Genomic DNA, 12,906 nt, shown 5'->3' with positions numbered 1-12,906 from the left:
AATTAAGATACTACGTATGATTCACCTAAAACCCGCTTAATACTGTATGACCCCTCTATCATTTCCGTGGCTATAAATGACTCCATATCACTAGATTCAATATCATACAACACTTCAATTTCCTTGGAGAACAAAATGTTTCCTTCCTTGATAAGTTCAGAGAGAGGTGGAACATTTTCAGCTTTTACATCTCCATTGTAAACTTGTTGAAGTCCGTCGACATAGGCTTCTAATGATCGTGCCCCCACAATTTTAACACCTTTATTTTCTTCATTCACCATGATAATAGTTGGAAATCCACGTACACCAAGTCTGCCTGCTAACTCAAAATCCTGCTCTAACAAATCTTGTGCCGATCCAAGAGCAGCATCCGCCACTATTTTTTCGCCATTTAGCCCAATGTTGTTGACTATATCAACTAATGTTTGCTCCTCTCCAATATTCTGATTGAAGGCGAATACAGCTTCTCTTGCCTGACGCAAAAACTCATTTTCTTTACCCGGAAATGTATTTTGTATAACCTTGTATACTCTAGATGGCGGGTACGAAGAAAGAATCGGATTGTTTTTCCACAAAGAACCATCGATAGGCATACGTGAATGTAAACCGACTTCTCTCCAATGCTCCGCAACATCTGAAGGCTGTTGAATGCCATTAGAGACATCTGCAAAACCATGCCAGCTAGAAAGCAAACCACCCATAATCGTCTTCACGTTAAAATATTGACCATACTGCAGAATAAAACGATTGAGTACCGGCTCAAGCGCCCAACAGTGGGAACAGATCGGATCTGTTGCATAGTAAAGTGTGATTTTGGGGGACTGTAGATTAAAGTCGATCATTTCCATTTGCTCTTCCTCCCCTGGCCCACAGACACCGGTTTTAAGGTCACACATCATATTTGAATTATTCATATATAAATCACCTTTCACTGGAGAATCAAAGAAAGTGCCCTCTTGTAGAAGTTCTTTGTATGGGAGTATTATAATACCAATACAAATTCAAACAAGTACGTTTATTTTTAATACTAAGTATCTTTTATAATACTATTGGACAGGAGTTATGTATGAAATACGAATTTAGACTTGATCAATTATGTCCTGCAACCTTCGCATTCCATGTAATCAGCGGAAAGTGGAACCTCCCGATCCTAGCCATTCTTAGTGAGAACGACAACATACGCTATAACGAGTTAAAAAGAAGACTGCATGGAATAACAGGAACTACCTTAACCAACTCACTGAGGGATCTTATAGAATATGGAATCATTCATCGGGAGCAGTATAACGAAGTGCCACCAAGAGTTGAGTATTCTCTGACTTCATCTGGAAAAGAATTAGTGCCTTTAATTGAATCCGTTGTTGAATGGGGACAAAGAAATATTGGGGTGAAGGATAATTCCTAGACTGCTTTCTCATGAAAAAAGTGCACAAACCGTGATTGGTTTGTGCACTTTTTTTCATGATGTTTCGAAATGCCTAACTTAATGACAACGATACGCTCAACCTCCGGGTGAGATAAGTACTCCTCGAGATGCTGCTTCGCGTAATCGGCTGCTGTATGCCACAAAGTCTGCGGCAATACCTGTCTCTCTCACTTCTATTCCTGAATCTCCAAATGCATATACGAAGGCGCTTCATCCCAAGGAACGCTATATCCCGCTCCCTTTGCACAGAACATAGAGCTGGAGGTGTACTCAGGATCAGCGCTGCGGTCGTATCCAATCCTTGCGATGACCTGTTCTGGGTTATGACATGGCTGATAACCGCCTAACTTCATCGAGATTGCTCCTTTGCCCTTCGTGAATGAAGCAAGTTCTACTGCATAATGCATGAACGTCGCGACAGGCGCACGTCCCTGAATAAGCATGGATTCACCTAGCATTTCTGGCGAGTCAAATTCACCATGGGCAAGCTGTATATCAGACATTACGCGTCCGATAAGCTCTGCATCGACTTTGATTTTGAATTGATAATAGGGTTCCAGTAGAATAGTGTTCGCTTGCTCCAATCCCTGCCGCAGTGCCCGAAGTGTTGCCTCCCGAAAATCACCGCCATGAGTGTGCTTCTGATGCGCTGCCCCGGTTAAAAGCGTTACACACAGATCGGTGACGGGAGAGCCGGTAAGAACTCCACGATGGTCCTTTTCAAGTAAATGCTGACCGACGAGATGTTGATACCCTGTGCTGAGCTGCTCAACATGGCATGTACTGCGATATGTAATACCCTCACCACGTTTCGCAGGCGCAAGCCGGAGATGCACCTCTGCATAATGCTTAAGAGGTTCGAAATGCCCACAGCCAATCACAGTCTCTGTGATCGTCTCTTTGTATAATATCTCTGGCTTTGAGAACGTTACCTTGAGCTGAAAACGGTCTAACACCACCTGCTGAAGTACCTCTAGCTGGATCATTCCCATCACATGAACATGAATCTCCTCCAGCTTGTCCTCCCATGTCACTTGCAGTGTAGGGTCTTCGGCTTGCAGGATCATGAAATAGCGTAGCACTTCTCTGGATGATATCCCCAAATTGAATACAACTTTGGATTTCAACGCTGACTCAAGACGGGATTCTACTCGATCTGAATGATTACCTATACCCAGTCCAATGGCTGCATCGGTTAGGCCCGTAACGGCAACAAGCTGTCCCGCGGAGGCTTCATCACATGAAGTATATTTCCCCCCATGATAGATACGAATAGAAGTGATTTTCTGGCTTAACTCCTCATGTTCTGAAGTGCTATAGCAGAGATCCTCCCGTACCCGTAATTTCCCAGCTAATATCTTCATAAAAGTCAGTCGCGTGCCTTGCAGCTCATGACGCACCTTATATACTCGTGCCCCGAATACTGTGTTTACTTCATAAGTCGATTCCATTAGTAGTTGCATCGTCTGCATCCATTCCGCAATCCCCTGATCCAATAGAGCTGCTCCACTCATAACGGGAAAAACCACCCGTTCTTTAACCATTAGTTTCAGCGTAGCCAATACCTGCCCAGGATAAATGTTGTCTTCGAGATATGCCTCCATCAAGGTTTCATCTCGCTCAGCAACGGCGGTAATGACCTCTTCAGGCAGCATGCTCTGATCTAGACCTTTTGCCAAATACAACATATCCGGCGAAAATTGCTGCCTTAACGCTTTTAGCACACGCTGGACGTCAGCACCGGTACGATCTATTTTGTTAATAAATATAAAAGTGGGTATGCCATATTCCTGTAGCAATTGCCAGACCGTCTCGGTATGCCCTTCAATGCCCTCCACAGCACTTAAGATGACTACCGCATAATCCATGACCTGTAAAGCGCGCTCCATCTCAGCTGAAAAATCGACATGCCCCGGTGTGTCAATGAGCTGATACGATTGTTCGTTAAATTTCATCACCGCCTGGTCAGCAAAAATCGTTATCCCCCGTGCCCGCTCCATCTCATGACTATCCAAAAAGGCATCCTGATGATCGACTCTCCCCCGAGTCTTAATTCCGGAAGCATGGTATAGGAGCTGCTCTGCGAAGGTGGTTTTGCCGGCATCAACATGTGCTAGCAGTCCGATGGTGATTGGTGATGCTTCTGACAGTTTACAATACATATTTCTACCATCCATTCAGTCAATCTGTTATATAAGAATCGTAGCCGAAATCTAGTAGCTTGTACAGAATCTCTCACCACCTACAGCATACAGTAACGCCCGAAGATCCATATTATCCAATGACATAACCATCCTCGATGAAGGATTTAGCTACAATAATGCAAGAAAGGCACTAGACAAGCTATTGAGATGATGATTATGTCCCTATTAACTTATAAAAAAACGGTAACCCTTAACAGAAAGGATTACCGGCTCAATCTCCTTAAAACAATAAATCATCTACTTTCTAGACTCAACAGCTTTTTATCTAGAAACGCCTTTACATCTTTAGCAAGCTGAATGGATGCTTCAATCTCCAACTTAGTTGTTGAAACACTTTCAATGCTGCATCCAATTGGAATTCCCTTCTCCAGCCCGAACTCAAATAGTTCTTCAAATATTTTTTGAGATAGCTGAATGGATTTATCCAAAATATCGTTCGAGTATTTCAATTCATTTTCTAACCATCCCGGGATACTGATCCCCAACCATTTCATAAATTGTAATGTTTTCGCTGTGCCACATGGTGCAAGATTAAATAAAATAGGAACCATTTCAAAACCCTTATTTGTATTGTAATAATATAAATCAGACAATAAATTCTTTGATGCCTCTACATTATAAGTTGCCTGAGTGATAAAAAAGCTGCACCCATTGTTAATCTTTTCGACAATCCGTGTATGCTCATCATTCTTTTTTATATGTCTTTCAGGAATGACAACTCCTCCAAAATTCAAATTACTATTTAACTGTTTGCTTAGCTTATAAGCATCTGGTAAATTCAATTTCACCTCTTGCTTACTTGACGAAGCGCCCACATACACGGAAAATCTGTCTTCACTTTCGTCAGTCTTAATCCAATCCGCGAACGAAGCTCTTGTATCATTACCGACGCACCGATAAATTATTTTCGGGACCTCCACTTGTCCTAGGTATTTATCACCATAGATAGCCGGATCAATCGTTGGTAAGTATGGGTAAGGTCTTTCATGATCAACTCTTTCTGCTTCCTCCTGGACGTCGTAAAGAATTAAAGCATCTAAATCAACGTTTTTAAGTCTTTCAACCTGTTTCTGTGCAATTTCTGATATCTTTTCTGGTGAATGGCTTGCCTTCGGTGGTGTCATCCCATATGTTAAAATACCAGGTTTCTTGCTCAATATTTTTTGTTTAAATGTGTTCCCAGCGGCTTCCAAATTAAAAACTCCTCTACTTGTCTCTTATAAGTTAAGGCTACCATGGCAGGCTTAATATGTATAACTTATATTTACTATATCTAGTTATATCTTAAGGCTATGATTCCCTATTGGTACTTATCGAGTAGTGCATCATGGAGGCGGAGCTTCTAGATTTTAATGTTGACAACCATTTGGTCTGACTATAATATTAGAAGTCCTGCCAACCTTAAAGTTGGCGATAAGGGGACCGAAAGGTTCATTCTTATTTAAAAAGGGTGAGTATTATGAATAAAGAAGAATTAATGGAAAGCGCACGTAACACAAAGAAAGCTGCTTATGCCCCTTATTCTAAATTTCCAGTTGGAGCAGCCTTATTACTTAAAGATGGAAATGTTATTAATGGAGTAAACGTAGAAAATGTATCTTTTGGTGCTACTAATTGTGCAGAGAGAACAGCAATCTTCACAGCTATTACAAAGGGCTATACTAAAGGTGATTTTCAGGCTATAGCTGTAGCTGGTGACACAATGGATTTTCTGCCGCCATGCAGTATCTGCAGACAAGTATTATCGGAATTCTGTTTGCCCGACATGCCTGTCTATTTAACCAATGAGAAAAAAGAAATCTTAGAGCTGAGTTTAAGGGATTTATTGCCTTACGCATTCAAAAATTTAGATATGTAAAAATAATACCTACCATAGTGGAATATCAAAACACGCGTACCTGTGTTAGACAAGTACGCGTGTTTTTGTGTTTAAAAGCTTAGTCAGAACACAGAGTTCACTTACCAAATCGCAATTCCAACCTTCTCTTTTTCTTTAAGTACTACCTTTATCATTTCCAAAGCATTTCTTACCCTAAATTCAATAAATTCTTTATCATAGTTTTTTTCTTCTGTTTCTTATAACATCATCAATAATAAAAAAACAAGCGATCCATTGAGATAAAAGGATAACACTTCCTCTCGATGATCGCTTGCTTTTAGTAGCTATGCATAGTCACATTTCTAGTTTTCCCATAAAACATTTATTGGCTCTACCGTTTACCCACAACGACTATACCCACAGTTCCCGCAAGTCTTACAACCCTCAATATTTATCAGCGAAGCACCGCCGCAAGAAGGACAAAGGTCACGGGAAGCAGAAGTATGGTTATGCGCGCCATGTCCGCCCTGACCATCTTCAATAGAAGCTGCCGCAGGAACACTCGCCTTCAACTCCGCGTTCAACGCTTCATTGAAATCCTCCAGCTCCAAAGTCGCTGCGATAGGTGCAGGCACATGATCATCCTGAGCGTTGTTCAGCACGTGTGTTTCTAGTGCTTTAGCTACAGCATCAGCAATGGATTCAACTCGATTCGCACCGAAGCCGATAGCGCCTGACCCACCGATCCCTTTCAGATGTTTGATCAACAGTTCTACCTTCTCGCCATGATCTCCATAACGGAGGAACAAGGAGCAGACACGTCCAAGTGCTTCTGCCATCGCAAAGACGTCAGAGCCTGCTTTACCCACATTCAGGAAGATTTCTGCCGGCGTACCATCTAGATCATTGATCGTAATATATGCCATACCGAAAGGTGTGTTGATTTTATAGGTTGCACCGCGTAGAACTTGCGGACGTTTCTTGTATTGTTTGTCCAGCTCTTTAGTAGATGCTTGAGGTGCTGGGCTTGCTGCTACAACACTTGTACTTGCTTCAGGTGCAGCTGTAACTTCAACAGCTGGAGCTACCTCTTCTGCTGCGTCTTCCTTCTTAGAGGTTTGCAGCACTTGCACGTCACGGCTACCGTCACGATAAATTGTAACGCCTTTGCATCCCAGATCGAAGGCCATTTCATACAGCTCAGCCGTCTCTTCTACTGTGAAGTCAGACGGGCAGTTGGCTGTCTTAGAAATCGAGCTATCCACCCAGCGTTGAATCGCTGCTTGTGCACGAATGTGATCCTTAGCCGACAAATCCATCGAGGTTACGAAGTAATCTGGCAGCTCTTCACCTGGATGAGCTTCAAGCCATTCTTGGGCGATCGGAACGAACTGCTCATCATACCCAAGACGACTTTGACGGAAATATTTGAAGGCGAAATAAGGCTCTATACCTGTCGAAGTACCTACCATTGTACCTGTGCTGCCTGTAGGTGCTTGTGTAATTACTGTAACGTTACGCATACCGTGTTTGCGAATCGCTTCGCCAACCTCTGGATACGTTTCGAGCATATTTTTCATAAAGCCGCTCATTAAGTATTTCTCAGTATCAAAAGCTAGGAAGGATCCCTTCTCACCTGCAATCTCTGCGGATGCAAGGTATGCTTCACGAGCCATAAAGCCGTAAAGCTTGTCCAGAAACTCCAAAGATTCCGGGCTACCGTAACGGATGTTCAATTTGATCATCAGTTCGGCAAGACCCATCGTTCCGAGACCCACACGGCGTTCATTTTTCTGATTCGCTTCATTTTCTGGGAAATGATAAGGGGTCTTATCGATGACATTATCCAAGAAACGAACGGAATAGCGTGTTGTTCTTGCGAGATCTTCCCAGTCTACATCATGATTCTTCTCATCATAGAACTTGGACAGGTTCACAGCTGACAAATTGCAGACTCCCCAGCCTGGCAGACCTTGCTCCCCACATGGGTTCGTACAAATGATCGGATTGAAATACCAGCTGTTGGACATTTGATTGTAATATTCCATGAACACAACACCTGGCTCAGCGGATTTCCAAGCGGATTCGATAATGGTGCGCCACACATCACGCGCTTTAACAGTTCGATAATGAATAACGTTTTTGCCTGCAGCCTTCCACTTGTCGAGATCGCCATCCCACACATCATTATAATCAGGGTCTGTTGTATCCGGGAATACGAGATCCCAATCTAGATTCTCTTTTACAGCCTTCATAAAGCTATTGCTCACACATACCGAAAGGTTCGCATTCGTAACTTGACCCATCGTTTGCTTCACCGTAATGAAGTCCTCTACATCTGGATGCCAGTCATTAATCATGAGCATGAGTGCACCGCGGCGGCTACCGCCTTGTTCAATGAGTCCAGTGGTATAACTAAACAGACCGCCCCAAGATACAGAACCACTAGAAGAACCATTAACACCTCTCACAATTGCACGACGTGGACGTAGAGAGGATAGGTTAATCCCTACACCGCCACCACGAGCCATTATTTCTGTCATTTCAGCCAACGTCTCCATAATACCGCCGCGGCTATCCTTTGGAGAAGGAATTACATAACAGTTAAACAGGGTTAGTTCCTCACTAGCGCCAGCACCAGCCGCAATTCGTCCACCCGGTACGAGCTTCCAATCATCCAGAATCGAACGGAATTTGCCCGCCCATTCTTCTTGAAGCTCAGGAGTCTTCTCCACAGAAGCCATAGCTGAAGACAGACGATCCCACATTTCCTCTGGTTTTTTTTCTATATTAAGCGTCAGCTTCTCAACATCTGATTTCACAAGTTCGCCGCTGCGCGTCTTTACGGTTACAATTCTGCCGTTACGTTCTACGATCTCTCCGACTTCCTTCGTTGGAAATTTCGGATCATCTTTCGTTAGAACTAGTACAACATCGCCCACTTTAGCATTATTGCTGTCGGCATCCTTCCAAGCATAACGATCCAAAAATATTTTTTCACTTAGCCCTTCCAGGCGTTGCTTACCTTCCACTTTACCCAATAGAAAAACCTCCCGCAATGTAGTAAATATTAGTTCCAGTTCATGGTGTGGGCTCCACAACAAAAACTTCCTTACACGTATCTTCAACCTTACGGGTGTATGTAGGAAGTTCATCTTGTCAATAACAAATAGCAGCTACGCACTTTAAAAAAATCACATTTTCATGCTTTTGTCACAATATATTGTGTGCGTCAGCTTTTAAACTATACCACATATTGTATCGAAGGTCTTTTTCGAAAATAGAGTCAAGCAGCTGAAATATCGCAAAACTTGCGGTATTTTCTCGCTTTTACTCTCTTTTTTAAAGGCTATCAAGAAAAATAGAAGGTTATGAATTCTCTTGTTTAAGAGCATACTACTCCTACGAATGATGATATGAATTAGCACCTGAGGAGGCTGTACCATGACGCAATTATTCCGTAATTCTCTACCTCACAAAGGTGGAAAGTCAGCGCCTATACTGCCTGTTCCTCTTTCTTTTGACCGGAATTGGCTACAGGATCTAGAACTCAAACTGGATAAAGGCGGTCCGTGGGGAGACTTCCGTCTATCCAAACTTGCTGTTCAAGGTGAACAAACAGGTCTAGTAACAAGCTTCGATGAACTTCAATGCATGAAGCATTTATCCGGATTATCCCCACTTCCGCACCAGCTCGATACCGCGCATAAAGTTCTTTTTGAGATGTCGGGCCGCGCGATTCTTGCAGATGAGGTCGGACTTGGAAAGACGATTGAAGCTGGACTTGTACTCAAGGAATATCTTGTTCGCGGTCTAGTCTCTAAGGTACTTATTCTGGTACCCGCTTCCCTCGTATTGCAGTGGGTTCGCGAGCTAAATGCCAAGTTTGGTATCGCTGCTGTAGCACAGAAAAAAGCATATTCCTGGGGAAATGCGATTGTTGTCGCATCTATGGACACCGCTAAACGCGATCCACATAAAGAAATGCTGCTGGAAAATGAATATGACATGTTGATTATTGATGAAGCCCACAAGCTGAAAAATAAAAAATCAACCAATTATTTATTTGTACAGCAATTACGCAAAAAATATTGCCTGCTCCTAACCGCTACTCCCGTTCAGAATGATCTGGGCGAGCTATTTAATTTGATCACTTTACTGAAACCGGGGCAACTTGGAAATCAGGGTGATTTCGCTTCGAATTTCGTCGTTGATAAACGCCAACCTAAGAATGAAGGTCAGCTACGGGACGAGCTATCGAAGGTGATGATCCGCAATCGGCGTGGCGAAGGTCCAGTTAACTTTACGAAACGAAAAGTCCGTAATATTCCGCTAGTTCTTTCACAGGAAGAGAGAGTATTATATGACGCTGTCACTTCTTTTGTTAAAGATCAGTATCAGGAATCAGGCGGCAATCTTAGCAGCATGCTTTCCTTGGTAACGCTTCAGCGCGAGGTATGCAGCAGTCGAGATGCTGTGTTCATCACTTTAGTTAATCTGATCAAGAAGCTGCCCGCCGATTCGCCGAAACGCGATCGGATGATGGAGCTATTGCAGACACTTCGTACGGTTAAGACCAATACCAAAGCCGAAACAACACTATCTCTCATTCAAGAAATGAATGAAAAAGTCATTGTCTTTACAGAGTATCGTGCGACTCAAGAATATTTGCTTCAGTATTTCCGCGAACATGGGCTAATGTGTGTTTCTTATTCAGGCGGGATGAATCGCGGCAAAAAAGATTGGATGATGGATCTCTTCCGCGGTCGTGCTCAAGTAATGATCGCTACTGAGGCGGGTGGTGAGGGCATTAACCTGCAGTTCTGTCACCATATGATCAACTTCGATCTGCCTTGGAATCCCATGAGAGTAGAACAGCGGATTGGGCGGGTGCATCGGTTAGGTCAGGAAAATGACGTGGTTATCTATAATTTGTCCACGCAGGGCACGATTGAAGAACATATTCTGCATCTGCTACACGAGAAGATCAATATGTTCGAAATGGTCATTGGCGGGCTGGATGTGATTCTGGAGCGATTTGAGAAGAAAGAATCTCTGGAGAAAAGTTTATACAAAATCATGCTCGAATCCCGCTCCGATGAAGAACTGCGTAATGAGCTAGATCATATCGGTGAATCCCTCAGCGAGTTAACTCAGGGTATCAAAAAAGAAAGTGAGACTGCGACATGACCCTCACCTCACAGGAAGTACGTAAACATGTTATGGACTATTTGGAAGCAACAGAATGCTCCATTATTGAAGTATCGCCCATTCACGTAACTGTAAAGCTATCGCCAAGAGCTGACAGAATGCTTACAGATCGACCTTATTATTGGGGGTTCGTGGAGCGTACTGGAGTTGATCCAGAGACACTCTCTTTCACCTTTGTATTCGATCCGGAAAAATACGACAGCCAGGCAGCTATAGAAGTTCCGCCAACAGTAAATCGCAGCACCCTGGCATTAAAACAGTCAATTACCGGAGACCCAGTGATGAGTGCTACTGCTGATGTTGAGGCTAGCACAGATCTTTTAAATTCAGAAACATCTGAATCAAATGTGGTTCATGTCCCTTCCTCAAATCCTGAAGACAGTATCCTTGCCCGCTACTTCGGGATTGTACCGGCCCTGCCTCGAATTGGACCTGGCATGATAAGACGTGAAGATATCATTTATGGTAGCAAGCGCCTTCAGCAAATTTGGAGTGCAGCTCAAGATGAAGGGAAATGCCTTTACTTATTTGAGGACCCCGGTAGCAGGCAGCGGAATACACTTTTCTCTGCAGCCTATGAACCGTGGCTCGGTGTCTGTTATAAAGTCGAAATGAGCTGTGATTTGAAACGGGAAGAACTGCATTATCTTGGAATATCTCTGACAAAAGGGACCATTATTGATGACTTTAACGCAAAGATATCCTCGCGGGAGATGACCCCCCGTTTACCGGAAAACGTGCATATTCAGCCTTATGAATTAACAGTTACAGCCGCTACAGATTTATTAGAGGCTCATCTTACCTCTCATCTAGCCGAACTTGATTACTCTTGGGCAGAACAGGCACGTGAGCGTCTTAGAATCGAGCTGGCTATCATTGATATTTATTACGGAGAACTGCTGAAAGAGCCGGATGAAGAAAAACGTTTAGGTACTCAGGAGCAATATAACCGTCGTCGACAGGAGACCATTTGGCAATATGAGCCGCAAATTGCAGTTTCTGCGATAACCTATGGACTGTTTCATCTACGAAGTCTATAGAATGCGACCCTACTCGCTAAAAGCAGGCAAAAAAACAAGAGAACTTCCGCCTTCAGGCGCGACAGCAAGCAACAGCCTTTTTATAGCCTGTCCACTACAATAGAGTAAAGCTTGAAACTTCCTGACATTTATTAACAAAGAAAGGTGAACGACGCCATGAAAATAAGTTTGCGGCGGAGGCTACAACTTGCGGGTCAAGGATGCCTCCTCCTGTTTCTAAGCTTTGGACTGTTTATATCCAGTTCCGGTTCCCCTTCAGCGCTTGCGCTGGCCAGAGTGAGTGTGATCCAGTCGGTCACACAGGACGCAATCCCTGTGCTAAAGATGAGTTCTTTACCTTCTCCCACTTCGGTCCAAGAATTCGCTAAGACTACGCTGAACAAGCTTGCTGCAGAAGCTCCATTTACAGCTTGGAAGGATGCAGGGATAGAATATTATCCCCTTGGTCCAGGTACTCATGGCTGGCTTGCTAATGTAATGAAGGGCGAAGAGAGAATCGGATATATGATCATTTCCGCCACCGATACAGGCGGATATATGCTAAGTGAATATGGAGCCGGCACCTACGGACTCCCCTACAGTTTAAATGATCTGCGCCAGTTTTTGGTGCAGAAGGGTCTCATTACCTCATCTTTTTCAGGAAAAATAAAACTGACTGCTTTATATGCACCACTTCTGCCGGTCTGGAAAATAACCATTGACGAAAAGACGTTTTACATCAACGCTTCCGTGCCACAAATTTTACCTTGGACACTTAGCAAAGCGGAAGAAGTGCTTAAAGAACAGCCTCCAGCAACAGATGTAATCACCAATCTTAATCCTGACGTATCACCGCTATCAGCCTTCAATAGTGGAGGATCAGATGATCCTTATGAAGATATCCTATGGCTGACCGCTCCTAAACTCACCACTGTAAGCGGCGACAATATTGCGCTTCTAATCAAACCTAAGGAAAGCATCGCTTATCAAGCTGCTGGGCGAAATGATCTTGTCGGGGCACCTTTTATGATTACAGGCTATCAAAGTTGGCAGCCTTCTCATGTACAAAATCAAGCTGAGAACAACAAACTTACTATATACGCGGCGTCAGGACCTGAAGGAAAACGATACTTACCACTCACTGCATTACAAAAAAATGGGACACTGCATAAGCTGCCAGACAGAACTACCAAAGCACTCGGATATAATCGTTAATATAACAAATGC

General features: G+C 43.5%; 9 protein-coding genes. 5 read left to right on the top strand and 4 right to left on the bottom strand.

Annotated elements, in window-relative coordinates:
* Positions 1 to 2 precede the first annotated feature (2 nt).
* Complete coding sequence (locus R50345_RS10860; protein WP_042126441.1) at positions 3 to 914, bottom strand: DsbA family oxidoreductase; 912 nt, start codon at positions 912 to 914, stop codon at positions 3 to 5.
* Between the two features lie 152 nt (positions 915 to 1,066).
* Here R50345_RS10860 and R50345_RS10855 point away from each other — a divergent pair, with 152 nt between their 5' ends.
* Positions 1,067 to 1,405, top strand: coding sequence for a winged helix-turn-helix transcriptional regulator (locus R50345_RS10855; RefSeq protein ID WP_042126439.1), 339 nt, complete (start codon positions 1,067 to 1,069; stop codon positions 1,403 to 1,405).
* A 194-nt stretch (positions 1,406 to 1,599) separates the two neighbouring features.
* On the opposite strand, the gene R50345_RS10845 is transcribed toward R50345_RS10855, so the two are convergent.
* On the bottom strand, positions 1,600 to 3,588 hold the full coding sequence (locus tag R50345_RS10845; RefSeq protein WP_042126435.1) for an elongation factor G: 1,989 nt from the start codon (positions 3,586 to 3,588) through the stop codon (positions 1,600 to 1,602).
* A gap of 275 nt (positions 3,589 to 3,863) precedes the next feature.
* On the bottom strand, positions 3,864 to 4,823 hold the full coding sequence (locus R50345_RS10840; RefSeq protein ID WP_231574145.1) for a methylenetetrahydrofolate reductase: 960 nt from the start codon (positions 4,821 to 4,823) through the stop codon (positions 3,864 to 3,866).
* 266 nt (positions 4,824 to 5,089) lie between these two features.
* Here R50345_RS10840 and R50345_RS10835 point away from each other — a divergent pair, with 266 nt between their 5' ends.
* Positions 5,090 to 5,488: a cytidine deaminase gene (locus tag R50345_RS10835; protein WP_036689594.1), complete on the top strand. Its 399-nt coding sequence runs from the start codon at positions 5,090 to 5,092 to the stop codon at positions 5,486 to 5,488.
* Between the two features lie 359 nt (positions 5,489 to 5,847).
* On the opposite strand, the gene R50345_RS10830 is transcribed toward R50345_RS10835, so the two are convergent.
* Positions 5,848 to 8,490: an adenosylcobalamin-dependent ribonucleoside-diphosphate reductase gene (locus tag R50345_RS10830; RefSeq protein WP_042126433.1), complete on the bottom strand. Its 2,643-nt coding sequence runs from the start codon at positions 8,488 to 8,490 to the stop codon at positions 5,848 to 5,850.
* A 403-nt stretch (positions 8,491 to 8,893) separates the two neighbouring features.
* On the opposite strand from R50345_RS10830, the gene R50345_RS10825 reads away from it, so the two are divergent.
* The 3 genes from R50345_RS10825 (at position 8,894) to R50345_RS10815 (ending at position 12,894) form a co-directional block, all read left to right on the top strand.
* A complete protein-coding gene (locus R50345_RS10825) occupies positions 8,894 to 10,639 on the top strand; it encodes a DEAD/DEAH box helicase (protein WP_042126431.1) in 1,746 nt (581 codons plus the stop codon).
* Positions 10,636 to 11,700 carry a YqhG family protein gene (locus R50345_RS10820; protein WP_042126429.1) on the top strand — a complete coding sequence of 355 codons (1,065 nt, stop codon included), beginning with the start codon at positions 10,636 to 10,638 and terminating at the stop codon, positions 11,698 to 11,700. Before R50345_RS10825 ends, R50345_RS10820 begins: the two co-directional genes overlap by 4 nt.
* Positions 11,701 to 11,856: 156 nt before the next feature.
* The gene (locus R50345_RS10815; protein WP_042126427.1) at positions 11,857 to 12,894 is read left to right on the top strand and encodes a hypothetical protein; all 1,038 of its coding nucleotides are present in this window, start codon (positions 11,857 to 11,859) and stop codon (positions 12,892 to 12,894) included.
* Positions 12,895 to 12,906 lie beyond the last annotated feature (12 nt).

It is taken from the genome of Paenibacillus sp. FSL R5-0345 (genome assembly GCF_000758585.1).
In the GTDB taxonomy this organism is placed as follows: Bacteria; Bacillota; Bacilli; order Paenibacillales; family Paenibacillaceae; genus Paenibacillus_AQ.
This window is presented reverse-complemented; position numbering and strand designations above follow the sequence as displayed.